The organism is Mesorhizobium sp. P2_C7 (genome assembly GCF_056404515.1).
Map to the genome: position 1 here is coordinate 102,809 of NZ_JBFUDW010000002.1, position 26,082 is coordinate 128,890.

Annotated in this window: 19 protein-coding genes; 11 read left to right on the forward strand and 8 right to left on the reverse strand. The window is 63.0% G+C overall.

The genetic code is table 11. The annotated features are described in order from the left end of the window. Positions 1-802: 802 nt before the first annotated feature. Positions 803-1,240 (forward strand): hypothetical protein, encoded by a 438-nt coding sequence (locus AC1D2G_RS05520; protein WP_477412561.1) that lies wholly within the window; start codon positions 803-805, stop codon positions 1,238-1,240. Positions 1,241-1,839: 599 nt separating this feature from the next. Then, complete coding sequence (locus tag AC1D2G_RS05525) at positions 1,840-2,094, forward strand: hypothetical protein (protein ID WP_206073701.1); 255 nt, start codon at positions 1,840-1,842, stop codon at positions 2,092-2,094. A gap of 24 nt (positions 2,095-2,118) precedes the next feature. On the opposite strand, the gene ggt is transcribed toward AC1D2G_RS05525, so the two are convergent. The 3 genes from ggt to AC1D2G_RS05540 form a co-directional block, all read right to left on the reverse strand. Beyond that, positions 2,119-3,858, reverse strand: a complete 1,740-nt coding sequence (ggt, locus tag AC1D2G_RS05530) for a gamma-glutamyltransferase (protein ID WP_477412563.1) — start codon at positions 3,856-3,858, stop codon at positions 2,119-2,121. Between the two features lie 92 nt (positions 3,859-3,950). Next, positions 3,951-5,243, reverse strand: a complete 1,293-nt coding sequence (rhaI, locus tag AC1D2G_RS05535) for an L-rhamnose catabolism isomerase (RefSeq protein ID WP_477412565.1) — start codon at positions 5,241-5,243, stop codon at positions 3,951-3,953. Positions 5,244-5,358: 115 nt separating this feature from the next. Then, a complete protein-coding gene (locus AC1D2G_RS05540; protein ID WP_477412567.1) occupies positions 5,359-7,461 on the reverse strand; it encodes a bifunctional rhamnulose-1-phosphate aldolase/short-chain dehydrogenase in 2,103 nt (700 codons plus the stop codon). Between the two features lie 185 nt (positions 7,462-7,646). On the opposite strand from AC1D2G_RS05540, the gene AC1D2G_RS05545 reads away from it, so the two are divergent. From AC1D2G_RS05545 to AC1D2G_RS05575, 7 genes are all read left to right on the forward strand, one after another. Beyond that, complete coding sequence (locus AC1D2G_RS05545; RefSeq protein WP_477412569.1) at positions 7,647-8,456, forward strand: DeoR/GlpR family DNA-binding transcription regulator; 810 nt, start codon at positions 7,647-7,649, stop codon at positions 8,454-8,456. Positions 8,457-8,511: 55 nt separating this feature from the next. Further along, the gene (gene rhaS, locus AC1D2G_RS05550) at positions 8,512-9,507 is read left to right on the forward strand and encodes a rhamnose ABC transporter substrate-binding protein (protein ID WP_457150999.1); all 996 of its coding nucleotides are present in this window, start codon (positions 8,512-8,514) and stop codon (positions 9,505-9,507) included. A 114-nt stretch (positions 9,508-9,621) separates the two neighbouring features. Then, on the forward strand, positions 9,622-11,178 hold the full coding sequence (locus AC1D2G_RS05555; protein ID WP_477412571.1) for a sugar ABC transporter ATP-binding protein: 1,557 nt from the start codon (positions 9,622-9,624) through the stop codon (positions 11,176-11,178). Beyond that, positions 11,175-12,155 (forward strand): ABC transporter permease, encoded by a 981-nt coding sequence (locus AC1D2G_RS05560; RefSeq protein ID WP_477412573.1) that lies wholly within the window; start codon positions 11,175-11,177, stop codon positions 12,153-12,155. The genes AC1D2G_RS05555 and AC1D2G_RS05560 overlap by 4 nt, the downstream gene beginning before the upstream one ends. Continuing rightward, positions 12,152-13,147 carry an ABC transporter permease gene (locus AC1D2G_RS05565; protein WP_477412575.1) on the forward strand — a complete coding sequence of 332 codons (996 nt, stop codon included), beginning with the start codon at positions 12,152-12,154 and terminating at the stop codon, positions 13,145-13,147. The genes AC1D2G_RS05560 and AC1D2G_RS05565 overlap by 4 nt, the downstream gene beginning before the upstream one ends. Then, positions 13,147-13,464, forward strand: a complete 318-nt coding sequence (gene rhaM, locus AC1D2G_RS05570; RefSeq protein WP_477412577.1) for an L-rhamnose mutarotase — start codon at positions 13,147-13,149, stop codon at positions 13,462-13,464. Before AC1D2G_RS05565 ends, rhaM begins: the two co-directional genes overlap by 1 nt. Continuing rightward, positions 13,461-14,837 (forward strand): FGGY-family carbohydrate kinase, encoded by a 1,377-nt coding sequence (locus AC1D2G_RS05575; RefSeq protein ID WP_477412579.1) that lies wholly within the window; start codon positions 13,461-13,463, stop codon positions 14,835-14,837. Before rhaM ends, AC1D2G_RS05575 begins: the two co-directional genes overlap by 4 nt. Here the strand turns inward: AC1D2G_RS05575 and AC1D2G_RS05580 are convergent, their stop codons facing one another. The 3 genes from AC1D2G_RS05580 to galE form a co-directional block, all read right to left on the reverse strand. Continuing rightward, complete coding sequence (locus tag AC1D2G_RS05580) at positions 14,838-16,664, reverse strand: alanine racemase (protein ID WP_477412581.1); 1,827 nt, start codon at positions 16,662-16,664, stop codon at positions 14,838-14,840. A 2-nt stretch (positions 16,665-16,666) separates the two neighbouring features. Then, positions 16,667-17,917, reverse strand: coding sequence for a D-amino acid dehydrogenase (locus AC1D2G_RS05585; RefSeq protein ID WP_477412583.1), 1,251 nt, complete (start codon positions 17,915-17,917; stop codon positions 16,667-16,669). Positions 17,918-18,013: 96 nt separating this feature from the next. Continuing rightward, on the reverse strand, positions 18,014-19,009 hold the full coding sequence (galE, locus tag AC1D2G_RS05590; RefSeq protein WP_477305181.1) for a UDP-glucose 4-epimerase GalE: 996 nt from the start codon (positions 19,007-19,009) through the stop codon (positions 18,014-18,016). Positions 19,010-19,275: 266 nt separating this feature from the next. On the opposite strand from galE, the gene hemA reads away from it, so the two are divergent. Further along, the gene (hemA, locus tag AC1D2G_RS05595; protein WP_477412585.1) at positions 19,276-20,553 is read left to right on the forward strand and encodes a 5-aminolevulinate synthase; all 1,278 of its coding nucleotides are present in this window, start codon (positions 19,276-19,278) and stop codon (positions 20,551-20,553) included. A 27-nt stretch (positions 20,554-20,580) separates the two neighbouring features. Here hemA and AC1D2G_RS05600 read toward each other — a convergent pair whose 3' ends face one another. Then, the gene (locus AC1D2G_RS05600; protein ID WP_477412587.1) at positions 20,581-21,747 is read right to left on the reverse strand and encodes a pyridoxal phosphate-dependent aminotransferase; all 1,167 of its coding nucleotides are present in this window, start codon (positions 21,745-21,747) and stop codon (positions 20,581-20,583) included. A 112-nt stretch (positions 21,748-21,859) separates the two neighbouring features. Further along, positions 21,860-22,282 (reverse strand): large conductance mechanosensitive channel protein MscL, encoded by a 423-nt coding sequence (gene mscL, locus AC1D2G_RS05605; RefSeq protein ID WP_095084257.1) that lies wholly within the window; start codon positions 22,280-22,282, stop codon positions 21,860-21,862. Positions 22,283-22,574: 292 nt separating this feature from the next. On the opposite strand from mscL, the gene AC1D2G_RS05610 reads away from it, so the two are divergent. Continuing rightward, positions 22,575-26,063: a PAS domain-containing hybrid sensor histidine kinase/response regulator gene (locus AC1D2G_RS05610; protein WP_477398957.1), complete on the forward strand. Its 3,489-nt coding sequence runs from the start codon at positions 22,575-22,577 to the stop codon at positions 26,061-26,063. The last annotated feature ends 19 nt before the right edge of the window (positions 26,064-26,082 follow it).

Sequence of the window (26,082 nt, forward strand, 5' to 3'; positions counted from 1 at the left end):
TGCAAAACGGCTTTGAGGGCACCCGATCCCATGAAATTCCCCGACGCTTTTTGAATTTACGGCGATGATCGTCGCATTGGTGGATATGGTACCGATTTGCCAGCCATGGCCTGCTAAGAGTACGCGAAAACAGATCAGTAAATTTCTACCCCCCACTACTACCTTTAGACATGATGTCCTACCTCCCAATATCCGTTAAATTCAAGTACGCCGCAGCGTTGCTTGGCATTCAAGCTACCGCTGGACTAAAGGGGCGCGTTATGCACCAAGTCAAAGTCGTGTGCCCTAACTGCCAGATGCCGGGCGCTGGACCACTGAGGATGAACTGCACAAAGTGCGGCGGAACCGGCTTTGTCTACGAGTCGAGAATGGATCCCGGTCCAGCTAGGGGCTTTCTCCGGCTGGTTGTTATCGGCGCCGCTATCATGCTGACCTATTGGTACGTTACCGGCATCACCTACCATGGGTATTAAACCGCCAAGCCGCCTTCCGCCTGTGCGCCATCGCCCTTGACGATCGGGGTGCATTTCCCCTCATTCGGGTGGCGATCCCAGACTGACGCGCGATTTGTGAAGACAACTGTTCGCCCTGCTGGAAATGCTGAACATGAAAAAAACCGCCTGACTTGGGCGGTTTCGCGGCGCATCTCTACACTTGACGCAGACGCGGAAGCCCGCCCGTGGCGTCATAGCACATCGCCGAGTGAAACAACTTTGCGCTCGTTGGTCCACCAGCGGATTTGATTTGCTTGGTGATCCCCCAACCTTAGGGCAAACTGCCTGTTGGGGCTCCAGGAGGAGAAATGAGAGCACGCGCTGCAACGCTCGGGGATCTCGAGGATGTCTTTCGCGGCCTGTCCAAGCGGATGTCGGACGAATACGTCGCTGCCGGCAAGGACAGCAAGATCGCTTACGACAATTTGATGATGAACTTGAAAGAAGGCCGTGCGCATGCGCTTGTCGAGGGCGACAAGACCGTGGCGATCATCGCCTGGCATGAGAACAGCGACGCTGCCAATACGCTGTTCGCCGCACAGGAGGATTTCTTCCGTGCCGCGACCATTCGCTTCTGCAAACGGCATATCAGGCACATCCAGGCACTCGCCGGCAACCTGCCCATTCACTCGCGCAGCTGGCTCAAGGGGTCGGATGTCGCAAGATGGTTTCACCTGATCGGCTATGTCGAACGCGGCCAGGAGAACGGCGCCACTGTCTTCGAGCTGCCGCCGGCTCGCGGATAGAAATCGCGGTGTCGGTAGAGGTTCGATCGGCCGCATGCCTTGGTGATCAATGGATATTTTCACGCTTGGTCATCCTGGGCGGCATAGCAAGGGCGAAACCACGCGGCGCAGGCCATCAGCGGCTTGAAACGCGCCGCATGAAACTGTGGCGATGCGACGCGTCCTGAGCGATCAGGCTGTCGGCGAGCGACGGCAAGGCGATTCGGCCACGCTACGCACAGTGCGACGTCACGCCCCACCGAAAATCGCCGCCCGGATGACCAATCCATGTTCGGCATCATTTTTCCTCCACGAATTCGTTCCATTATGGGATGGTCCACGGCCGCCTTCGGGCAGGTGTGCCCAGGATTATCCGAGATCAAAGACGGCCAAGGGCACGAATCAAAAAAGTCGGCGGCACGCTGCGGCGGAAAGGTGTAGAAGACCGTGCCGAACGCATCGAGGGCAGTGCGATCGGGTTGCGCTCGGCAAGGCTTGATGATTTGTTGCCGGTATACGGAGAACGAGTAATGCGTGAGCCTGCCGGTCAAGACGAATATGGGTCGACCAATCCCTTCGACCCGGACGATCTGCCGACGTTGAATGCGATAGGTCCAAGCATGGGAAGCGGCAACGACTTCGAGAAATATGCGGTTGCCGTGATCATCGTGTTCGGCGCGCTGATCATTGGTGGGTTGATGGCCGCGTCGATGACCTTCGGGCACCGCAATGGGTTCCTTTTTGCACTTGGCGGCGCCACATCGGCCTGGATATCGGGAAACGCGCTGCTGCTCGACCGGCCGCGCATTTATGCGCTGTTTGTCGGCATCGCCGCGTTGTTGCTGATAGCGTCGACCGTCACGCTGATTTCGTGACGGTCCGGCTTGTGAATCAAGACATCAATATCCGAGCGCTTCGCCCGATGCGGCACGGCTGTCGATAGCGCCATTGTAGCGCGCGCCGCCGCCCTTCTCGATCTCCGCCAGGCTCTTCCCGCCGACTAGGATGCCCGCAGCCTGGCCCCAGGTCTTATCACCGAGATCGAGTCGGTAGCCCATGCCGGCCAGCAGTTTTTCGGTGTCTGGCGACAGGCCGAACGGCTCGATGTAAACCGTGTCTGGCAGCCACTGGTGGTGGATGCGCGGCGCGTCGATTGCCTCTTGGATGTTCATGCCATGGTCGACGACGTTGACGATGGCTTCCAACGTGATGGTGATGATGCGCGAACCGCCCGGGCTGCCGATGACCATGAACGGCTTGCCGTCTTTGGCCACGACGGTCGGGCTCATCGACGACAGCGGCGTCTTCTTCGGCTGGATGGCATTGGCCTCGCCCTGAACCAGACCATAGAGGTTAGGCACGCCGGGTTTCTGGGTGAAATCGTCCATCTCGTTGTTGAGCAGGATTCCGGTGCCGTCGGCGACGACGCCGGCGCCGAACGAGCCATTCAGCGTATAGGTAACGGCGACCGCATTGCCGTCATTGTCGATGATCGAATAATGCGTCGTCTCCTTGCTCTCGCCAAAGCCCTTCGGCATCAGGTCCTGCGACACGCCGGCCCGGAACGGATCGATCTTGTCGCGAATGTCCTTGGCATAGGCCTTGTCCAACAGTTTCGAGACCGGGTTGTCGACGAAATCGGGATCGCCGAGTGCTGAATTGCGGTCGACATAGGCATAGCGCATCGCCTCGACCATGACATGGACCGTGTCGGCGGAACTGGCGCCGAGATAAGACAACGGATAACCTTCCAGCACGTTGAGGATTTCGCAGATGATGACGCCGCCGGAGCTTGGCGGCGGCGACGATGTGATCTCATAGCCGCGATAGGTACAGGTCACGGGCTTCAGTTCGCGAACCGCATATTGCTCGAAGTCCGGCTTGGCCAGGATACCGCCCTTGGCGCCGCTTGCCTTGACGATGGCGTCGGCAATGGCACCTTTGTAGAAGGCATCAGCGCCTTTCTCGGAAATGGCGGCGAGCGAGGCGGCAAGGTCCGGCTGGACCAGCCGCTCGCCGATGCCATAGGGCTTGCCATCGGGTTTCAGGAAGATGGCGGCAGCCGCGGGATCCTTCGCCAACCTGTCGGCACTGCCGGCAAAGGAGGCGGCGTCGCCCTGATTGAGGATGAATCCATCCTTGGCATAGCTGATCGCCGGCGCCATCAGATCCTGTCTGGACAAGGTGCCGTATTTCTCGCGCGCCGTCTCGAAGCCGGCGACGGAACCAGGCACGCCGACCGCGAGATAGCCGTCGAGGCTGGCGCCCTTCACGGGGTTGCCGTCCTTGTCGAGATACATGGTCTTGGTCGCCGCCAGCGGCGCCCGTTCGCGAAAGTCGAGGAAGGTCGATTTGCCGTCCTTGAAGCGGATGGTCATGAAGCCGCCGCCGCCGATATTGCCGGCATTGGGGTAGACGACGGCGAGCGCATAGCCGACGGCGACTGCCGCATCGACCGCATTGCCGCCCTTCTTCAGGATCTCGACACCGACTTCCGACGCCAGATGCTGGGCTGTCACCACCATGCCGTGCTCGCCCTTGGCCGGCGCGGGTGACGCGGCGAAGGCGTTCGTCAAGGGCGCCAGGACGAAGGTGATGGAAAGACTGGCGGTGATCAGTGTTCGACGGTTGAGAGGCATGGCGGTTCTCCGGGCGGGGGGACGCCTAGAAGAACCCGTTGGGATCGCCGAGTCCACCCGTCAGTGATGGACCAGACGGATCAATTGAGATGTCAGACAATGCCACCCGAGCCGCCGGCTACCGCCGGGCGTTCCGCGGCCACCTTGGCGCGGTAGCCTGCCGCCCGGTAGGCGGCGACCGGATCGACGGCGCCACCGGTCTTCAACCGCGCCATGGCGAGGATAGGCTCGACATCGGTGCGGTAGGCGGCTTTCAGCGTCTGCGTCGCCATCAGCGCGTCATTGCCGTCCTGATAGACTTCCAGCGCCCTGCGGTCGACCAGCAGCGCCTGCGCATAGGCGCGCTGGACCTCGACCGCCGACAGCATCAGGCTTTCGATAGGGTCGGTGACGTTGTGGCTCTGGTCGAGCATATGGGCCGGGTCAAAACCTTCGGCGCTGGAAAGCTCGGCATCGACCAGTTCGTTGAAGACGAGGAACAGCCGGTAGGGATCGATCGAACCGGCATCGAGGTCGTCGTCGCCATATTTCGAATCGTTGAAATGGAAGCCGCCGAGCTTCTTGAACTGGATCAGCCGCGACACGATCATCTCGATGTTGACGTTGGGCGCGTGGTGACCAAGGTCGACTAGGCAGAACGCTTTGTCGCCCAGTTCCCGCGCGATCATGTAGTTGGTGCCCCAGTCCTGCACGACGGTGGAGTAGAAGGCCGGTTCGTACATCTTGTGCTCGGTGAACAGCTTCCAGCCGTCCGGCAGTCCGGCATAGACCTCTTTCATGGCGTCGAGATAGCGCTCGAAGGCTTTGGCGAAATTGACCTGGCCGGGGAAGTTCGAACCGTCGCCGATCCACACCGTCAGTGCCTTGGAGCCAAGCGTCTTGCCGATCTCGATGCATTCGAGATTGTGCTCGACCGCTTGCCGGCGCGTGCCGGCATCGGCGTGCGACAGCGAGCCGAATTTGTAGGAAAGCGTCTGGTCCTTCGCATCGGAGAAGGTGTTGGAATTCATGGCGTCGAAGCCGAGGCCGAAGCGCGAGGCCGCCTGCTTCAGCCGGTTCGGGTCGGCCTTGTCCCACGGAATGTGCAGGGACACCGTCGGCGTCGCCTGCGTCAATTGCCTGATGACGGCGCAGTCCTCGATCTTGTCGAAAATGTCACGCGGTTCGCCGGCACCAGGGAAACGAGCAAAGCGGGTGCCGCCGGTGCCGACGCCCCAGGACGGGATCGCCACGGCGAATTTCTCGACCTTGTCGCGGATGGCGTCGATGGCGATGCCGCGACGGTCGAGGCGCTCGCCGAGCGACGCGTAGTCACGCTCGAGATCAGCCTTGCGCGCGGCATTGTCCTTGTCGACGAGGTCGGCGGAGATGATGGATTCGGACACTGTTGTTTCCTCCCAGATAGCGTTCTGTCGGCGCTGCCCCTCATCCGCCTGCCGGAACCTTCTCCCCGTATAGAGACGGGGAGAAGGGAAGCGCTCCGGCACCGACTTCAAACGATTATCGCGTAAAACTCTGGGCGTTGCCGGCGTCGACATTGATGATGTTGCCGGTCGACTTGGCCGACTTGTGGGAGGCGAAGAAATAGATGGCTTCGGCGATGTCCTCGGGAAACACCGAGCGTTTCAGCATCGAGCGCGAGCGGTAATGCTCCTCCAGGTCGTCGGTCGACATCTTGTAGGCGGCGGCGCGCTGTTCCTTCCACTCGCCGGTCCAGATCTTCGAGCCGCGCAGCACGGCGTCCGGGTTGACGACATTGACCCTGATCTGCGCTTCCGCGCCTTCCAGCGCCAGGCAACGCGCCAGATGGATCTCGGCGGCCTTGGCGGTGCAGTACGCTGCGGCATTGGGCGAGGCGGCAAGGCCGTTCTTGGAGGCGACGAAGACGACGTTGCCGCCGATCTTCTGCACCCGGAACAGCCGGAACGCTTCCCGCGAGACCAGGAAATAACCCGTCGACAGGATGTCCATGTTCTTGTTCCACAGCGCCAGCGTGGTCTCCTCGATCGGCGCCGAGGACGCCAGGCCGGCATTCGACACCAGAATGTCGATGCCGCCGAATTCGACCGCGGTCTCGGCGAAGCCCGCGATCACTTGATCCTCCGAGGTGACATTGATCAGCACCGGCCGGACGAAATCCTTGCCGTAGGCCTTGGCCAGTTCGTCATTGGCGCTGGCAAGCGCTGTCTCGTCGATATCGGCCAGCACGACGCAGGCGCCTTCACGGAGCAACCGGTTGGCCGTCGCGCGGCCTATGCCGCCGGCGCCGCCGGTGACCAGCGCGATCTGGCCGGCGAGCGCCTTGGGCTTCGGCATGCGCTGCAGCTTCAGATCCTCGAGAAGCCAGTATTCGATGTCGAAGGCTTCCTGTGCCGGCAGGCCGACATAGGACGAGACCGTCGAGGCGCCGCGCATGACATTTATGGCGTTGACGTAGAATTCGCCCGAAATGCGCGCCGTCGCCTTGTCGCCGGCGAAGGTGAACATGCCGACACCAGGCATCAGGTAGACCACCGCGTTGGGATCGCGGATGGCGGGCGAATCCGGATGCTTGCAGCTGTCGTAGTAGGCCTGGTAGCCGACGCGATAGGCTGCGATGTCGTCGGCAAGGCGCGCGATCACGGCATCGACATCGGGCTTTGCGGGGTCGAATTCGATCACCAGCGGCCGGATCTTGGTGCGCAGGAAATGGTCCGGGCATGAGGTGCCGAGTGCTGCCAGCGGGCGCAAATCCCTGGAGTTGACGAATTCGAGTACGGCGGCCTGGTCGTCGAAATGGCCAAGCTTATGGCTCTTTTCCGAAATCAGGCCGCGGATTTTTGGCATCAGCTTGGCCGCGATGGCGCGGCGTTCGGCGGCGTCGAGCGACTTGACCGCTTCACCGCCGAAGATGGCGAGGCCTTCGGAGCGGCGCTCGAACCATTCGATCGCCTGATTGATCACCGAGATCGTCGTCTCGTAGCATTCCCGAGGGGTGTCGCCCCAGGTGAACAGGCCGTGGCTTTCCAGGATGACGCCCTTGGCGGCGGGGTGTTCGAGGCAGAACTTCTCCAGCCATAGGCCGAGTTCGAAGCCCGGCCGCTTCCACGGCAGCCAGCCGATGGCGTCGCCGAAGATCTCCCTGGTCAGGGCCTTGGAATCCTTCGCGGCGGCGATGGCAATGATCGCGTCGGGATGCATGTGATCGACATAGGGTTTCGGCACGAAGGCATGCAGCGGCGTGTCGATCGAGGCCGCGCGTGGGTTCAGATTGAACGTGCAGTGCGGTAGGAAGCCGACCATCTCGTCTTCATGCGTGAGGCCGCGGTAAAGCCCCTTCAGCGCGCGCAGCTTGTCCATGTAGAGTGTGGCGAAACCATCTGTTTTAATCGAGGCGCTGTCGCCGCCCGAACCCTTGACCCAGAGCACTTCGACGTCCTCGCCGGTGAGCGGATCTTTCTGCCATATCTTCGAGGAAGTGTTGCCGCCGCCATAATTGGTGACGCGTTTATCGGAACCGAGCGTGTTCGAGCGATAGACCAGCCGCTCCGGCTCACTCATCGATTGGGCCTTGGCCTCGTCCCACAGATTGGCGAGGCGCGCGCCGGTGCGCTTGTCGAGCATGGATGATCCTCCCGAAGGCACGCAAACGGTGCGGCCCATTTGGTCCGAATTTCCACGGAAGCGTCCGGCTTGTCAATCACAAACGATCAACATCGAGCATATTGCACTGCACAATGAAATTATATGATTGGAAATGATTGACACTGCGCGGTTTGGGTGCCTAGATGTTTGGGCAGGGAGGAACCATGCACGAAAAAGAGCGCCACAGGATCATTCTGTCCGCCGTCCAGGAAAAGCCTGTGGTGACGGTGCAGGAGATGGTCGACCTGACGGAGTCCTCCGAGGCGACGATCCGGCGCGACATCGCTGCACTCCACGTGCAAAAGCGCCTGCGCCGTGTGCGTGGCGGCGCAGAGGCGATCTCGCCGCCGCAGTTCATCGGCCTTGCCGGCCGGCCCTTTTCCGTCAACGAAACCCTCAACGCCGCGCAGAAACGGGCGATCGCCCGCGAAGCGGTCGAGCTTTGCAAGGACGGCGAACCGATCATCATCAATGGCGGCACCACCACCTTCCAGATGGTGCACTTCCTGGCCGGCCGCCGCATGCCGATCTTCACCAATTCGTTCCCGATCGCCGAGCATCTGCTCAAGCATTCCAAGAACACGGTCATGCTGTCTGGCGGCACAATCTACCGCGAACAGAACATCATCCTGTCGCCCTTCGACAATGACGTGACCCGCAATTTCTACGCACGCCGCATGTTCATGGGCGCGCAGGGGCTGGGGCCGCTCGGGCTGATGGAAGGCGACCCGCTGTTGATCCAGGCGGAGCAGAAGCTGATCGACCAGGCCGACGAACTGGTGGTGCTGGTCGATTCCTCGAAATTCCGCAAACGCTCCAGCCTGATCCTGTGCGGCCTGTCGCGCATCGCCACCGTCATCACCGATGACGGCATCGAGGATCGTGAAGCGAAAATGCTCGAGACCGCCGGGGTGGCGCTGATCGTCGCCCGCAAGTCGGCAACCAACAAGGAAGAATCTTCACTGCAGGCCTGAGACCAACTCACGCCCGCAGCGGCGATGGAATGCAACGCTCAAGGGAGGATATTTGATGAGCTTTTTGAAGAAATTGATGGTGACGGCGGCATTCTCGGCCGCCATGTTCGTGAATGCAGCCTACGCGGAAAACGTCAAGATCGCGCTGGTGGTGAAGTCGCTCGGCAACGGCTTCTTCGATGCCGCCAACAAGGGCGCCGAAGAGGCGGCCAAGGAACTCGGCGGTGTCGACATCATCTACACCGGCCCGACCAAGGCGACCGCCGAGGCCCAGATCGAAGTGGTCAATTCGCTGATCGCCCAGAAGGTCAACGCCATCGCCATTTCGGCCAATGACGCCGACGCGCTGGTGCCGGTGCTGAAGAAGGCCATGGAGCGCGGCATCACCGTCATCTCCTGGGATTCGGGCGTCGCCAAGGAAGGCCGCCAGCTTCACCTCAACCCGTCCGACACCGGACTGATCGGCGAGACCATCATCAAGCTTGCCGCCGACTATCTGCCGGAAGGCGGCGACGTCGCCATCCTGTCGGCCTCCTCGACAGCGACCAACCAGAACGCCTGGATCGACGCGGCCAAGAAAATCCTGCCGGAGAAGTTCCCCAAGATCAAACTCGTCGCCACCGTCTATGGTGATGACGATTCGGCCAAGAGCACGGACGAAGCCAAGGGCCTGCTGAAGTCCTACCCGAACCTCAAGGCGATCATCGCACCGACCACCGTCGGCGTTGTTGCCGCCGCCCAGGTGGTGACCGACGAGAACCTGATCGGCAAGGTCAACGTCACCGGTCTCGCGCTGCCGTCCGAGTTCAAGAAGTTCATCGACAACGGCGCCTCGCAGGCAGTTGCGCTGTGGAACCCGATCGACCTCGGCTACTCGGCCGTCTATCTCGCCCATGATCTGGCGGTGAAGAAGGAAGAGGCCAAGCCCGGCGCCACACTGTCGATCGGCCGCGTCGGCAAGGTCACGCTCGACGACACCAACTCGGCTGCGATGGCTCCGCCCTTCCAGTTCGACAAGAGCAACATCGAGAAGTTCTCCAAGATCTATTGATCTCGGACGCTTGCACCCTCCCCCTTGTGGGGAGGGTCGGCGAGCCGGCTTTGCGCAGCAAAATCGGCGAGACGGGGTGGGGGTGGCGACATCTCCACACACCAGGACCTTGATATGCTAGACAACACCCACCCCGCTCAAATTGTTCGCGACCTTCCCCACAAGGGGGTGGGTGACGCAGCCCCACGCCTGACGCTGTCCGGCGTCTCCAAGAGCTTTCCCGGTGTACGCGCATTGCACGATGTCAGCCTGTCGCTCTATCCGGGCCAGGTGACAGCGCTGATCGGCGAAAACGGTGCCGGCAAGTCGACGCTGGTCAAGATCATGACCGGCATCTATCAGCCCGACATGGGAACCATCAACATTGACGGCCAGGCCGTCACTCTGCCCAGCGCGCACGCCGCCTTCGGCTATGGCGTCACCGCCATCCATCAGGAAACCGTGCTGTTCGACGACCTGACAGTGGCTGAAAACATCTTTCTCGGCCACGCGCCGCGCACGCGCTTGGGCACTATCGACTGGCGCACGATGCGCAAAAATGCGCGGGAAGTGCTCGATACAATGCACGCCGGCCATATCGACGCCGATACAAGGCTGAAGGACCTCGGCATCGCCAACAAGCATCTCGTCGCCGTCGCCCGTGCCATGTCGATCGACGCCCAGATCGTCATCATGGACGAGCCGACGGCCGCGCTTTCGATGAAGGAGATCGAGGAGCTTTTCCTGCTCATCGAGTTCCTCAAGAGCGAAGGCAAGGCGATCCTGTTCATCAGCCACAAGTTCGACGAGATCTACCGCATCGCCGACCGCTACACGGTGTTTCGCGATGGCGAGATGGTTGGTGAAGGGTTGATCAAGGATGCCGGGCAGAGCCAGATCGTGCGCATGATGGTCGGCCGTTCGGTCGACCACATCTTTCCGCAGCGCAAGGCCGAGATCGGCGCGCCGGTGCTTTCCGTTTCCGGCCTGTCGCACCCGACCGAATTCAACGACATCGGCTTCGAATTGCACAGGGGCGAGATCCTCGGCTTCTATGGCCTTGTCGGCGCCGGGCGCAGCGAGGTGATGCAGGCGATCTCCGGCATCACCCGCACCACAGGCGGCACGATCACCCTGGAAGGCAAGACGATCGCGCCGAAATCGGCGGCGGATTCGATCGATGCCGGCATCGTCTACGTGCCGGAGGAGCGCGGCAAGCAAGGCGTGGTGATCGGCCTGCCGATCTTCCAGAACGTCTCGTTGCCCTCGCTCAAGCGCACCTCCAAATCCGGCCTGCTGCGGCTGTCGGAGGAGTTCGCGCTCGCCCGTTCATACACCGAGCGGCTCGACCTGCGCGCCTCCTCGCTCAGCCAGGATGTCGGTACGCTGTCGGGCGGCAACCAGCAGAAGATCGTCATCGCCAAATGGCTGGCGACCGCGCCCAAGGTGATCATCCTCGACGAGCCTACCAAGGGCATCGACATCGGTTCCAAGGCCGCCGTGCACGGCTTCATGGCCGAGCTGGTGGCGCAAGGCCTGTCGGTGATCATGGTGTCGTCCGAATTGCCCGAAATCCTCGGCATGTCCGACCGCGTCGTCGTCATGCGCGAGGGCCTCGTCGCGGCGGTCTACGACAACAAGGAACTGGACGCCGAGACGCTGGTCAGGACGGCAGCGGGGATCGCGGCATGAAAGCCTTTCTCAAATACCGCGAAATCTGGCTGCTGGCGGCAATCATCGTGCTAATCGGTCTGATCTCGACACGCTTCCCGGCCTTCGCCGACCCCGGCAATCTGCGCCAGGTGTTCAACGACACCTCGATCCTGATGATCCTGGCGCTTGGCCAGATGGTGGTTATCCTGACCCGGTCGATCGACCTGTCGATGGCGTCCAACCTCTGCTTCACCGGCATGGTGGTGGCGATGCTTGACGCCGCGCACCCGGCAATCCCGATCCCACTGCTGATCGTCATTGCACTGGTCGTCGGTCTGGTGCTCGGCGCCATCAACGGCCTGCTGGTCTGGCGGCTGAACATCCCCTCGATCGTGGTGACATTGGGCACGCTGACCATCTATCGCGGCGCCACTTTCGTCCTGTCGGGCGGCGCCTGGGTCAATGCCGACAAGATGAGCCCCGACTTCATCGGCTTTCAGCGTGCCGCCTTCCTAGGTATTCCGGTGCTGTCGTGGATCGCCATCCTGGTGATCGCGTTGTTCTTCGTCTTGATGACGCGCACGGCGCTCGGCCGCTCGATCTACGCCATCGGCGTCAACCCGACTGCATCGGTCTATGCCGGCATCGATGTCGGCCGGACGAAATTCATCGTCTTCTGCATCTCCGGCATGATCGGCGGCCTTTCCGGCTACCTCTGGATATCACGCTACGTGATCGCCTCGGTCGAAGTCGCCAATGGCTATGAGCTCAACATCATAGCCGCCTGCGTCATCGGCGGCATTTCGATCGCCGGCGGCATCGGCTCGGTCGGCGGCGCGGTGCTCGGCGCGTTGTTTCTCGGCATCATTTCCAACGCGCTGCCGGTCATCAACATCTCGCCCTTCTGGCAAATGGCGATTTCGGGCAGTGCCATCATCCTTGCCGTCGTGCTCAACGCGCGCAGCGAACGCCAGCAGGGCCGCATCATCCTCAGAAAAGTGGAGGCGGTGACATGACCGAAATCCCTGCCCCGCGCCACATTCCCGACCGGCTCGACAAGCCGCTGAGCTCGGCGATCTTCTCCTGGGAAGCGCTGCTGGTTGTGGTGGCCGTCGCCATCTTCGCCATCAACAGCTTCGCCTCGCCCTATTTCCTTGATCCCTATTCGCTGTCGGATCTCACCTTCAACTTCACCGAGAAGGGTCTGATCGCCTTCGCCATGGCGCTGCTGATCATTTCCGGCGAGATCGACCTGTCGGTCGCCGCCATCATCGCGCTGGCGTCGACCATGATGGGCATGGCCGTGCAGGCCGGCGCCGGCACGCCGGTGCTAGTGCTGATCGGCATCGTCGTCGGGCTCGGCTGCGGCGCCTTCAACGGCCTGCTGGTCACAAGGCTGGGATTGCCGTCGATCGTCGTCACCATCGGCACGATGAGCCTGTTTCGCGGTATCGCCTTCATCATCCTCGGCGACCAGGCCTACAAGGGTTACCCTGAAAGCTTTGCCTTCTTCGGTCAGGGCTATGTGTGGTGGGTGGTGTCGTTCGAGCTGGTGCTCTTCCTCATCGCGGCTATCATCTACTGGCTCGTGCTGCACCGGACGAGTTTCGGCCGCCGCGTCTTTGCGATCGGCAACAATCCGGTCGCGGCGCAGTTTTCCGGCGTGCGCGTCAACCGCATCAAGTTCATCCTGTTTTGCCTGACCGGGCTGATGTCTGGCATCGCCTCGGTGCTGATCACCTCGCGGCTCGGCTCGACGCGGCCGTCGATCGCTCAGGGCTATGAGCTCGAAGTCATCACCATGGTGGTGCTTGGCGGCGTCAGCATCCTGGGCGGCGCCGGCAGCATTTTGGGCGTCGTGCTTGCCGCCTTCATCATGGGACTGGTGACCTTCGGGCTTGGCCTGCTCAACGTGCCCGGCATCGTCATGTCGATCTTCATCGGCCTGCTGTTGATTATCGTCATCGCGCTGCCGATCGTCTGGCGGCGGCTGCGCGGAGGACGATGATGGCTGAGAAATACGCGTTCAAGATGATGCTCAAGCCGGGCATGAAGGCCGAATACAAGAAGCGTCACGACGAGATCTGGCCGTCGCTGGTCGCTCTCCTGAAGCAGGCGGGCGTTTCCGACTATTCGATCCACCTCGACGAAGAGACCAACATCCTGTTTGGCGTGCTGTGGCGGCGAGACGGCCATGGCATGGACGATCTGCCGAGGCATCCGGTGATGCAGCGCTGGTGGGCTCACATGGCCGACATCATGGAGACCAAGCCGGACAACGAGCCGGTAGCCGTGCCGCTGGAAACCGTGTTCCACATGGTATGAGCGCGATGCGCCACATCGCCGTCATCGACATCGGCAAGACCAATGCCAAGGTGGCGCTGGTCGATCTCGCGACGTTGAGTGAGGTCGCGCTGCGCCGCATGGCCAATGCGCCGGTGCGGCAGGCGCCCTATCCTCATCACGATGTCGAGGCGTTGTGGACGTTCATCCTCGACAGCCTTGCCGACATCAACCGCGAACAGCGCATCGACGCCATTTCGATCACCACGCATGGCGCGACGGGCGCGCTGGTCGACGCCGCGGGCGAACTGGTGCTGCCGGTGCTCGACTATGAGTTCGACGGCCCCGACGGGCTGGCAGCGGACTATGATGCGATCCGCCCATCCTTCGCCGAGACCGGCACGCCGCGCCTGCCGCTCGGCCTCAATCTCGGCGCGCAATTCTTCTGGCAGCAGAAAAGCTTCCCGGCGGAGTTTGCCAAGGCCGCCGCGATGCTGATGTATCCGCAGTACTGGGCCTTGCACCTGACTGGCGTCGCCGCCAACGAGGTGACCTCGCTCGGCTGCCACACCGATCTTTGGAACCCGTGGACAGCCGACTTTTCGTCGCTGGTCGATCGCCTGGGTTGGCGCGAGCTGATGGCGCCGGTGCGGCCAGCCAAAGACCGCCTCGGCCCGATCCTGCCTGCGCTCGCCGCACGGACCGGGCTCGCTCCGCAGACGCCGGTGTTCTGCGGCCTGCACGATTCCAATGCTTCGCTGCTGCCGCATCTCCTGTCCGACGCGCCACCCTTCTCCGTGGTCTCGACCGGTACCTGGGTGGTGTCGATGGCGGTCGGCGGCAAACAGATCTTGCTGGACGCGGCCCGCGATACGCTGGTCAATGTCAGCGCCTTGGGCGATCCCGTCCCTTCGGCGCGCTTCATGGGTGGCCGCGAATTTTCCCTGCTGACCGATGGCCAGCCGGACATCTGGACCGACGATGATGTCGGCGCCGTGCTGGCGCAAAAGACGTTGCTGCTGCCCTCGACCCAGCAAGGGTCGGGACCGTTCCCGTATCATGCCGCGACATGGCTCAACACCGACGGCGCGAGCAAAGGCCAGCGCTTTGCCGCCATCTCTTTCTATCTGGCGCTGATGACGGCGACCTGTCTCGACCTGATTGGCGCCGACGGACCGACCACGGTCGAGGGGCCCTTTGCCCGCAACCGGCTCTTCGTCGGCATGCTGGCGGCCAGCACGGGGCGCGCCGTTGTCGCGTCAGAGGCCGCCACCGGCACCAGCATCGGCGCCGCGTTGCTGGCAACGGACCGGGTAACGGCCCACGGTAAAGGCGAGAGAATGGGGCCGCCGACCGATCCGGCCTGGGCTGATTATGTCAGTGCATGGCGGGCAGCGGTCGAAGCGCAATGCTGATCACAATATCCGCTTGCCGAAGGCCGACATCACGAGGTTGACCGTATCGGTGCCGATCCGCGGCTCCAGATCCGCGGTCAGGCCCGAAACATCCATCGACAACAGCCCGTCGGAGAGCGCGATCGCCTCCATCGCCTGATGGGTTTCCCGTAAGGTGAGGCCACCGGAACCTGCCGCCCAGCCAGCGAATTCGGTGACATCAGGCGAATAGCTGACATGAAAACCCTGCGTGCCCGAGGTGGCGATGCGGATCGCTTCGTGCATCAGGTCGCGCATGCCCATGGCGTCGATGTCGGTCATGGTGAAGGCCGAGACGCGCGAATCCTTGAGCACCCGCGCTTCCGCCGGATCGGCGTGGCGCAGGCCGATGATGACGACATTTTCCGGCGACAGCTGTGGCTGCAGCGCGCCCGCCTTGTGGTCGAGGCCGAGCGCGCGGGCCAGCACCGAGCGTTCCGGCAGATCGATGCCCTCCTCGTCCTCGGGCATCAGGGCGGCGATGGAATCGATCCAGATCAGGCCGAAGGAGTGCGTCGCGCGCGCCGTTGCGGTCAGCGCCTTGTGCGCGATGCGACGGTCGGCACCCGCCGCCAGCCGTATCAGCCCCGATGGCGGCCGCTCGATATCGGCCAGTTCGACGACATCGAAATTCATCGCTTCGAGCCGCGCGCCGGTTCCTTCCCGAGCCAGGATACCGGCGGCGCCCTGTTCCGCCAGTATCGACACCATCTTGCGGCCGGAAAAGTCCTCGACATCGTGCATCGGGGCCTTTTCGACATATTCCGAGGTCATCGCCAGCAGCATGGCGCCATAGTTCATGCGGAAGGCGACGCGGTCGCCGACGGCCGGCGGCGGGTCGGCGTCGGCCACATCCAGCAGCAGATGGTCGCTGGAGGCGCCGAGCACCCGCACCCCCTTGGCGATCGGCGTCAGTCCCTCGACCAGCACGTCCTCGCGGCCGATATTGGCGATGGCGCGCAGCCTGTCGCCCTCGTCGGGGAAGACCGGCTGGTTGCCGAAGGCGTCGTAGCCGGATTGCCCGATCGGCCGTGACGGCTTGAGCTTGACCTCGATGATGTCGCTGGTCAGGCGGCAGGCGTCGGGTTCGAGTTCAGCCCACGGCACATCGCGGAAGGTTTCGACGCCGCCTTGCAGGATCGCCTCGCCGACGCGCAGATTGTTGATGCCGGCCGGCAGCTTGCCTTCGAGCAGCAGCGGCAGCGATGACGAGGCGCCGCCGGAAATCCAGTCGAGGCTTTTGCCGGACAGGCGCTCGGTCTTGTAGGCGTGGGCGACGAGCTGGCCGAGATTTTCCTGCGTCGGCATGATGGCGCCGAAACAGCCGAGATTGGTGCCGATGCCGGCGATGCGCACGCCCTTGAACTGCAAGATCTGCTCGACCGTTGGGATCAGATCGCTCGGCCAGATGCCTTCGCGGAGATCGCCGAGGTCGATCATCAGCATGATGTCGTGGACGCGGCCCATGCGCTCGGCGATGCGTGAAATCTCTCGGATGATCGTCAGTTCCGACTGCAGGCTGATGTCGACGGTGCGCACCACCTCCTCGACACGCGCCATCGGTGGACTGCGCAGCAGCATGATCGGCGCGTTGATGCCGCTGTCACGCAGCCGGCGGATGTTCTCGAAGCGCGATTCGGCGATGCCGGCGACACCACCGCGCAGCATGGCGCGCGCCACTTGCGGCATGCCGCAGGTGCCCTTGGTGACGCCGAACACCTTGATGCCCGACAGCGCGCAACGCTCGACGATCGTGCGCGTGTTGCGCTCGATGCGGCCAAGGTCGATGGCGACTTGCGGTCCCGACATTCCTAGCCTCCGTAGACCAGTCCCTGTGGGTCGATCTCCGGCTTGCGGCCGGCGACGAGATCGGCAAGGAATTTCCCCGAGCCGCAAGCCATGGTCCAGCCGACATGGCCGTGCCCGGTGTCGAGATAGAGGTTCTTGTAGCGCGCCTGGCCGATGACCGGCACGGAGTTGGGCATCATCGGCCGCAGGCCCGCCCAGAGTTCGGCCTTCTTCTCGTCAAAGGCGCCGGGGAAGAGATCCTTGCCTGTTCTGAACATGGCGGCGATGTCGCTTGGCTTGTGGGTGCGGTCGAACCCGGTGAATTCCGCGGTTGAGGCGAGCCGCAGCCGGTTACCCAGCCTGGAATAGGCGATCAGCTGGTCCTCGTCGGCGCCGCCCATGGTCGGACCCTTGCTCTCGTCCTCCAGGGGGATCGTCGCCGTATAGCCCTTCACCGGATAGACAGGCAGGTCGATGCCATAGCGGCGGCCGAGCAGGCCGCTCTCCGGTCCCATCGAGATGACCACGGCATCGCCGGCAATCGGACCGGCCGAGGTCATCACCGCACCCACCCGGTCGCCCTCGATGGCGAGGCCCTCGACCGTCGTGCCATAGAGAAATTTCACGCCGAGCTTTTCGGCGGCGTGGGCGGCGAGCTTTTCCACAAACTGCCGGGAATCACCGGTCTGGTCGATCGGCGAATAGACGCCGCCAGCAATCTTTTCCTTCACGCCGGCAAGACCTGGTTCAAGCTCGATCAGCCGGTCGCGGCCAACGATCTCGATCGGCAGGCCATGCTCGGCCAGATAGCGGTAATTGTCGGTGCCGGTGTCGAGGCTGTGCTGCGAGCGAAAGAAATAGAGGATGCCCTTCTTGCGCTCGTCGTAGCCGATCCCGGTATCGGCAGAGATGGCGTTGATGCAGTCGCGGGAATAGAGCGCCAAGCGCAGCTTGACCCGGCTGTTGGCGCGCAGGCGCTCTTTCGTGCACTGGCGCAGGAAGCGCAGGCTCCAGGCGAGGAAATAGGGATCGAAGCGCAACCGCACCTTGATGCCGAGATCATGGTTATAGAGCGCGCGCAGGAAGGTCTTCAGCGCCGCCGGAGAGGCCCAGGCGGTGGCATCGCCCGGCGATACCAGGCCGGCATTCGACTGGCTGGTGCCGCGCGCCGGCACCGGATGGCGCTCGATCACGGTGACCTCGTGGCCGTCGCTGGCCAGATAGTAGGCGGCCGCCGTGCCGACGACGCCGGCTCCAAGCACCGTTATTTTCATACCATCCCCCAAAGCTCTTCGCGGCGCAGCGCCCCGCCGCGAATGCCTTCAATAGCGCTTCGCTGGGCGCCTTGCGAGCCCTGGGGAGGACCCGGCTCAGCCCCGTGCGGAGTTCTTGCCGGTCAGGATGCGCTCCCAGGCGAGCGCGTCGGCAACGATCTGGTCGAGATCGTCGCGTTGCGGGGTCCAGCCGAGTTCCGCGCGCGCGAGATCCGAATTCGCAACGACCGCGGCGGCGTCGCCGGGCCGGCGAGCGCCCATCTTCACCTCGAAATCGTGACCAAAGGCACGCCGCACGCTGTCGATGACCTCAAGCACCGAATAGCCATGGCTGTAACCGCAATTGGCGACGAGGCTTGTGCCCCCGTCGCGCAGCCGCTGCAGGGCAAGGCGATGCGCCGCCGCCAGATCGCTGACATGGATATAGTCGCGCATGCAGGTGCCGTCCGGCGTCGGATAATCGGTGCCGAACACCTGCATGAACGGGCGCTTGCCGAGTGCCGTTTCGCAGGCGACCTTGATCAGATGGGTGGCACCCGGCGTCGACTGGCCGGTGCGGCCCTTCGGGTCGGCGCCGGCGACGTTGAAGTAGCGCAGCGCGGTGTAGCGGAGCCCATGCGCGATCGCCGCATCGCGCAGCATCCATTCGCTCATCAGCTTGGACAGGCCATAGGGTGATTCGGGAGCCAGGCGGGCATCTTCGCGCACCGGCTCCAGCCCGGCGCCGCCATAGACGGCCGCGGTCGAAGAGAAGATGAAATTGGGCACGCCCTCGCGCACCGCGGTCTCGATCAGCGTGCGCGTCTTGCAAGTGTTGTTCTCGTAATAGCCAAGCGGATCGGCGACCGATTCCGGGACCACGATGGAGCCGGCAAAATGGATGATCGCGTCGACCTTGTTGTCCCTGATGATCGAGCCAACCAGTTCCCTGTCGGCGACATCGCCGACCACCAGCTTCGCCTCCGGCGCCACTGCCCATTCGAAGCCAGTGGAGAGGCGATCGAGAACGACCACGCTCTCGCCGGCATCCAGCAACTCCCAGACCATATGACTGCCAATATAGCCGGCACCGCCTGTTACCAAAACCGTCATCCCAGTCCTCGCATCTCAAGATTTATCGGAAACTGTCTCAACCACCGCCTTACTGGAAAGCCTGCCGCATGGCCATTACAACCCTTGGTAACCCGCATCATCGGCATGTGGCATCATGCTGAAACAAAATTGATCCACATCAATGGAATAGGCCACGATCCGTGGTCGTTAGGAACAGGTCCGGGGCGTGGCATTTTGACCAAAAAGGCCCGGTGGACGACCAATGGGCCAATGATTATGATCCCGCGCAAAATTGGGAAGTCGACATGAACTATCAGCGGTTCTTCGAGGAAGCGATAGACCAGCTCCATGCCGAGCGTCGCTACCGCGTCTTCGCCGACCTCGAGCGCATTGCAGGCAAGTTTCCGCGCGCCATCTGGCGTTCCAATGGGCGCGCCGAGGAAATCACCGTCTGGTGCTCCAACGACTATCTCGGCATGGGCCAGCATCCCGATGTCATCGCCGCGTTCCAGAATGCGGCGGGCAAGATGGGCTCCGGCGCCGGCGGCACCCGCAACATTTCCGGTACCAGCAACCCGCTGGTCGAGCTGGAACTGGAGCTTGCCGACCTGCACGACAAGGAGGCGGCCCTCGTCTTCACCTCCGGCTTCGTCTCCAATGAAGCCTCGATCTCGACCATCGCGCGGCTTTTGCCCAATTGCCTGATCATCTCGGACGAGCTGAACCACGCTTCGATGATCGAAGGCGTGCGGCGCTCGGGTGCGGAAAAGAAGATCTTCCGCCACAATGACGTCGCGCATCTGGAAAGCCTGCTGCAGGCGGCGGGCCGCGAACGCGCCAAGCTGATCGTCTTCGAAAGCGTCTATTCGATGGATGGCGACATCGCGCCGATCAGGCAGATCGTCGAGCTCGCCGAGCGCCACAACGCCATGACCTATATCGACGAGGTCCATGCCGTCGGAATGTATGGATCGCGCGGCGGCGGCATCACCGAGCGCGAAGGGCTGGCCGACCGCATCGACATCATCGAAGGCACGCTGGCCAAGGCGTTCGGCACGCTGGGCGGCTACATCACCGGCGCCAGTGCTGTCATCGACGCCGTGCGCTCCTATGCGCCGGGCTTCATCTTCACCACGGCACTGCCGCCGGCGATCGCCGCCGCCGCGACCACCTCGATCCGCCATCTCAAGCGCTCGCAGGCCGAGCGCGACGCGCAGCAGCGGCAGGCGACGCGAACCAAGCAGATCCTCTCGGCCGCCGGCCTGCCGGTGATGGAGTCGCCGACGCATATCGTGCCGCTGCTGGTCGGCGACCCGGAACTCTGCAAGATGGCGAGCGACCGCCTGCTTGGCGTGCACGGCATCTACATCCAGCCGATCAACTATCCGACCGTGCCGCGCGGCACGGAGCGGCTGCGTATCACGCCGACGCCGTTCCATTCCGACGCGCTGATCGCCGAACTGCAGGACGCGCTGGTCGAGACCTGGGATGCGCTGGGCATACCCTATGGATCCGCTGGCCGCCCCTCGGTCGCCAAGAGCGACCGGATCATTCCACTGCTGGTGCCCAAGTCGGGCGGCTGAAGCCAGGCATCGGAAGCCGCCGCCTTCTCAAACAGTCTTCATCCACTTCGCCAGCCGGTTCGCCGCTTCCTCGACCTGGTCGAGGCGGCGGTGGAAGCACAGTCTGAGGAAGGCTTCGCCACCGGGGCCGAAGGCCGTGCCGGGCGCCAGGCCGACATTGGCCTTGTCGACGATGTCGAAAGCGGCGGTGCGTGAATCGGTGATGCCGTGGACCGTGAAGAACAGATAGAACGCCCCTTGCGGCACCGTGAACCGGGCGCGGCCGGTGGCACCGAGAATGCCGCAGACCAGGTCGCGCGCCTTCCTCGCCCGCTCGACCTGTTCGGCAATGAAACCATCCCCCTCATCAAGGGCGGCGACCGCACCGCGCTGCATGAACTGGGCGACGCCCGAGTTGGAATACTGGATCAGGTTCTCGAACACCTGCTGCAAGGCAGGATGGGTCTTGATCCAGCCAACGCGCCAGCCGGTCATCGCCCAGTTCTTGGAAAAGCTGTTGACGAACAGGATGCGATCCTCAGCCGTCGCGATGTCGAGGAAGGAGGGCGCACGGCCATAGCCGTAGTGGAACAGCGAATAGATCTCGTCGGCGATGATCCAGAGATCTTTGGCGCGGGCGAGATCGAGGATCGCCTGCAAGGTCTCGTGGTCGGCGGTCCAGCCGGTCGGGTTCGATGGCGTGTTGATGAACAGCGCCTTGGTGCGCGGCGTGATCGCCGCCGCGATCTTCTCGACGTCGCAGGACCAGCCATTGCCGGAGTGATCGAGCGTGACCCGCACCGGAACGGCTCCCGATATCGCGGCGGCAGCGTCGAAATTCGGCCAGGCCGGCGACAGATAGACAACCTCGTCGCCGGCGCCGGCGAGCGCGTCGAGCGCCAGCTGGATGGCATGCATGCCAGAGCCGGTGACGATGAACTGCTCCTCGGGGAAGGTCTTGCCGAAATGCCTGGCATAGTAGCGGGCAAGCGCCTGCCTGAGATCGGGGATGCCTCGTTGCCAGGTGTAGAACGTCTCGCCGCCGGCCAGCGCCCTTGACGCGGCATCGGTGATGAAAGCAGGCGTCGGCAGGTCGCCCTCACCGGCCCAGAGCGGGATCATGCCCTCGCGCAGGCGGCCGTAATTGACAACGGCGACAATGCCGCTTTCCGGCGCGGCACGGGCTTCCGCGCGCAAGCTGTCGATCAAGGTCATGGCGGGTCCGTTCCAATCTCGGGCGTCAATCAGCGCTCCATACCAGATGCGAAAACAGAAAACCCCGGCCGCAAACGACCGGGGTTTTGGTCCAGCAAAGCTGTCCGACAGGTCAGCGCTTGGCGAGCAGATCGCGAATTTCGGTCAGCAGCGCAACGTCGGCGGGCGGCGGCGCGGCAGGTGCCGCAGGCTTCTCGGCCTCAAGCCGCTTGCGCATGTTGTTCACCGCCTTGACCATGAGGAAGATGATGAAGGCAAGGATGAGGAAATTCAGCACCGCGGTGATGAAGCTGCCATAGGCGAAAACAGCGCCTTGCTTTTTGGCGTCCGCCAGCGCGGTGGCGTTGACTGCCGAGGACAGTCCAAAGAAATAGTTGTTGAAGTCCAGTCCGCCGAAGATCGCGCCGACGATCGGCATGATGACGTCGTCGACCAGCGAAGTGACGATCTTGCCAAAGGCCGCGCCGATGATGACGCCGACCGCAAGGTCCATCACATTGCCCTTGGAAATGAATTCCTGGAATTCCTTCAGCATTCGACCCTCCTTGTCGTGACCGGCCGCTCTGCCGTTCCGTCCTTGCGGCATCGACCTGAGGGCAACATAACAAAAACCTGGGGTTGCAACATGGGCAAAAAGGGGAAAGCAACCGGTTTCTCCTTACATGACGGAACCTCGGGCGGAACCTCGGGCAGCGCCTTGGACGTCAGCTTGGTTGCTGTCTGAATGTCGCCACCATGCTTCCAAAGCCGCAATGGACTCGGACGCCAAGCTGTGATTGCGTTCGGACAAGCCGGATAAAAAGGCGGCAAAGGAGGAAATTCCAGGCGTGCAGGGCTTGTTCATCGTCATCATCGCGATCGCCTATGTGACGCTGCTGTTCGCCATCGCCAGCCTGGGCGACCGCCGCTCGGCGATATCCGGGCCGAGCCGGGCGCGGCCGTTCATCTACGCGCTCAGCCTTGCCATCTACTGCACGTCCTGGACCTTCTTCGGCTCGGTTGGCCTCTCCTCAGAGCGCGGTCTCGAATTCCTCGGCATCTATACCGGCCCGGTGCTGGTGTTCGTGTTCGGGTTTCCGCTGCTCAACCGCATCGTGCGGCTGGCCAAGACAGAGAAGATCACCTCGATCGCCGACTTCCTCGGCGCCCGCTATGGCAAGAGCTTCACCGTCTCGGCGATCGCGACGCTGATCGCGACAATCGGCGCGGTGCCCTATATCGCTCTGCAGTTGAAGGCGATCTCCGGTTCGGTCAGCCTGATGGTCGAGCACTACACCGGTTCGCCACCCTCCTTCGATCCGTTCGTCAGCGACATCTCGCTGGTCGTCGCCATGCTGCTGGCGCTGTTTGCGGTGCTGTTCGGCACACGCCATGCCGATGCCACCGAACACCAGGACGGGCTGGTGCTGGCAGTTGCGGTCGAGACCGTGGTCAAGCTCGCCGCTTTCCTGGCGATCGGCCTGATGGTCACCTTCCTGATTTTCGGCGGCCCTGGCGACATGTTCGACAAGTTGGCGCAGAACGCACAGGTCCGGCAGGCGATGGGCTACAACACCTCCCTTGCCACCTGGCTGGTGCTGACTTGCCTGAGCGGTTTCGCCATCATCATGCTGCCGAGGCAATTCTACGTCACCATCGTCGAGAACCGCGGCGAGGCCGAATTGCGCACCGCGACATGGGTGTTTCCGCTCTATCTGGTGGCAATCAATTTGTTCGTGCTGCCGATCGCCTTTGCAGGCCTGTCGCTGGTCGGCACCGGGACCAGCAGCGATCTCTACGTGCTGTCGCTGCCTTTGTTCAGCGGCCATGATCTGCTGGCGATGGCAGCCTTCATCGGCGGCCTATCGGCGGCAACGGCCATGGTGATCGTCGAAAGCGTGGCGTTGTCGATCATGATCTCCAACGACCTCGTCATTCCGCTGTTCGTGCGCCGCCTGCTCAAGACCTCGACCTCCGAGAACGAAGACTGGTCGACGCTGATCCTCAATGTGCGGCGCGGGGCGATCTTCATCCTGCTGTTCATCGCCTTCCTCTACTACCGCGAGAGCACCAACAGTGCGCGGCTGTCGTCGATCGGCCTGATGTCGTTCGCGGCCATCGCCCAGTTCGCACCCGCGCTGATCGGCGGACTGATCTGGCGTGGCGCCAACGGCCGGGGTGCTGCACTCGGCATGGTCGCCGGTATCCTCGTCTGGGGCTACACGCTGCTGCTTCCATCGCTTGCCGCACCCGACACCGACATCATCGCACACGGGCTGTTCGGTTTCGAGGCGCTGCGACCGCAGGCGCTGTTCGGCACCGTCGCCGAACCGCTGAACCACGGCGTGTTGTGGAGCCTGTCGATCAACGCGGTGTTCTTCGTGCTCGGCTCCCTGTCGCGCGCGTCGGTGCCGTTGGAGCGCATCCAGGCGTCGATCTTCGTGCCGCGCGAAGCCGGGCCGATGCCCAGCCTGCGCCGCTTCCGCACCGCCATCACCGTCAACGACCTCAAGGACACGATCTCGCGCTATCTCGGCGTCGAGCGCACCGAGCGCTCCTTCCAGTCGTTCGAAAAGACCAATGGCGCCTCGCTGCACGGCAAAGAGCAGGCGAGCATGGACGTCATCCGCTTTTCCGAGCAATTGCTGGCCAGCGCCGTCGGCTCTTCCTCGGCACGGCTGATCCTGTCGCTGCTGTTTCGGCGCCACGACCGCGAATCCAGGGATGCCTTCCGGCTGCTCGACGATGCCACCGAGGCACTGCAGCACAATCGCGACCTCTTGCAGATCGCGCTCGACCAGATGGAGCAAGGCATCACCGTTTTCGACCGCGATTTCCGCCTGATCTGCTGGAACCGCCAGTACCGCGCGCTGTTCGACCTGCCCGACGAGATGGGCCAGGTCGGCGTCTCGCTCGACCGCATCCTGCGCCATCTTGCCGAGCGCGGCGACATTCCATCGGACCAGCGTGTGGCCATGCTCAACCGGCTGACCAGCTTCGTCAGTCCGTGGCAGATGGAGTTGAAGACCAGCGGCCGCATCCTGGAGCTGCGTTCCAACCCGATGCCGGATGGCGGCATCGTCGCCACTTATGCCGACATTTCCGGACGCGTCGAACAGGATCTGGCGCTGAAGCGCGCCAATGAATCGCTGGAGCAGCGCGTCAAGACCCGCACCATCGAGCTGACCCGCGTCAACGAAGAGCTGGCGCAGGCGCAGATGCTGGCCGAGGAGGCCAATCTCGGCAAGACACGCTTCCTTGCCGCCGCCGGCCACGACATCCTGCAGCCGCTGAACGCTGCCCGGCTATATTGCTCGTCGCTGATCGAGAAGGCCGGCAAGGGGCCTGCCGGCAAGGCAGCGGTCAACATCGAATCCTCGCTGGAATCGGTCGAGACCATTCTCGGCGCCGTGCTCGACATCTCCCGCCTCGATGCAGGCGCCATGAAGCCGGACAACACCGCCTTCAACCTCGACGGATTGCTGCGCCAGATCGGCAATGATTTTCGGCCACTGGCCGCCGAAAAAGAACTCGGCCTGACGATCATGCCGTCGTCGCTGACCGTGATGACGGACCGCAACCTGCTGCGCCGCCTGATCCAGAATCTCGTCTCCAACGCCATCAAATACACGCGCCATGGCCGTGTGCTGGTCGGCGTTCGGCGACGAGGCGACCTGGCCGAAATCCAGGTGATCGACACCGGCATCGGCATTGCCGGCGACGAGCTGAACACCGTCTTTCACGAATTCACCCGGCTGGACGAAGGCGCGCGCGAAGCCGAGGGCCTCGGTCTCGGTCTTTCCATCGTCGACCGCATCGCCCGGGTGTTGCGCCTGGAGATCCGGATCTTTTCCAATCCAGGCAAGGGTACGCGCTTCTCCGTCATCCTGCCGGTCGCCGCCGTGCAGGAGCCGCGACGCGAGATCGAAACCAGGGCTCCTGCCCGCGCGACAGCTTCGCTGGCCGGCCTGCATGTGCTCTGCATCGACAACGATGCCCGCATCCTCGAAGGCATGCGGCTCCTGCTCGAGGGCTGGGGCTGCAATGTCGACACGATATCAGGCTCGAGGGATCTGGCGGGTTCCACGATGCATCGCCCGGACATCGTCCTTGCCGACTACCATCTCGACGGTGAAACCGGCCTCGACATCATCGTCAGGCTGCGCGCGATCCATGGCGACGCCCTGCCGGCCGTACTGGTGACCGCCGACCGCTCCAACGAGGTGCGCACGGCTGCGGGCGGGCTCGAGGTTCCGGTGATCAACAAGCCGCTGAAACCGGCAGTGCTGCGTTCGATGATGGCCAGGGTCAGGCCGCTGGCATCGGCGGCCGAATGACGATTCCGACGAGACCCCG

What these genes read in the sequence shown, in the direction of transcription:
- galE (WP_477305181.1), bottom strand. Translation starts at nt 19,009, where the DNA reads ATGACGGTTTTGGTAACAGGCGGTGCCGGCTATATTGGCAGTCATATG.
- AC1D2G_RS05520 (WP_477412561.1), top strand. Translation starts at nt 803, where the DNA reads ATGAGAGCACGCGCTGCAACGCTCGGGGATCTCGAGGATGTCTTTCGC.
- AC1D2G_RS05555 (WP_477412571.1), top strand. Translation starts at nt 9,622, where the DNA reads ATGCTAGACAACACCCACCCCGCTCAAATTGTTCGCGACCTTCCCCAC.
- rhaS (WP_457150999.1), top strand. Translation starts at nt 8,512, where the DNA reads ATGAGCTTTTTGAAGAAATTGATGGTGACGGCGGCATTCTCGGCCGCC.
- AC1D2G_RS05525 (WP_206073701.1), top strand. Translation starts at nt 1,840, where the DNA reads ATGGGAAGCGGCAACGACTTCGAGAAATATGCGGTTGCCGTGATCATC.
- AC1D2G_RS05575 (WP_477412579.1), top strand. Translation starts at nt 13,461, where the DNA reads ATGAGCGCGATGCGCCACATCGCCGTCATCGACATCGGCAAGACCAAT.
- AC1D2G_RS05580 (WP_477412581.1), bottom strand. Translation starts at nt 16,664, where the DNA reads ATGTCGGGACCGCAAGTCGCCATCGACCTTGGCCGCATCGAGCGCAAC.
- hemA (WP_477412585.1), top strand. Translation starts at nt 19,276, where the DNA reads ATGAACTATCAGCGGTTCTTCGAGGAAGCGATAGACCAGCTCCATGCC.
- AC1D2G_RS05600 (WP_477412587.1), bottom strand. Translation starts at nt 21,747, where the DNA reads ATGACCTTGATCGACAGCTTGCGCGCGGAAGCCCGTGCCGCGCCGGAA.
- AC1D2G_RS05565 (WP_477412575.1), top strand. Translation starts at nt 12,152, where the DNA reads ATGACCGAAATCCCTGCCCCGCGCCACATTCCCGACCGGCTCGACAAG.
- AC1D2G_RS05560 (WP_477412573.1), top strand. Translation starts at nt 11,175, where the DNA reads ATGAAAGCCTTTCTCAAATACCGCGAAATCTGGCTGCTGGCGGCAATC.
- ggt (WP_477412563.1), bottom strand. Translation starts at nt 3,858, where the DNA reads ATGCCTCTCAACCGTCGAACACTGATCACCGCCAGTCTTTCCATCACC.
- AC1D2G_RS05540 (WP_477412567.1), bottom strand. Translation starts at nt 7,461, where the DNA reads ATGCTCGACAAGCGCACCGGCGCGCGCCTCGCCAATCTGTGGGACGAG.
- mscL (WP_095084257.1), bottom strand. Translation starts at nt 22,282, where the DNA reads ATGCTGAAGGAATTCCAGGAATTCATTTCCAAGGGCAATGTGATGGAC.
- rhaM (WP_477412577.1), top strand. Translation starts at nt 13,147, where the DNA reads ATGGCTGAGAAATACGCGTTCAAGATGATGCTCAAGCCGGGCATGAAG.
- AC1D2G_RS05585 (WP_477412583.1), bottom strand. Translation starts at nt 17,917, where the DNA reads ATGAAAATAACGGTGCTTGGAGCCGGCGTCGTCGGCACGGCGGCCGCC.
- AC1D2G_RS05545 (WP_477412569.1), top strand. Translation starts at nt 7,647, where the DNA reads ATGCACGAAAAAGAGCGCCACAGGATCATTCTGTCCGCCGTCCAGGAA.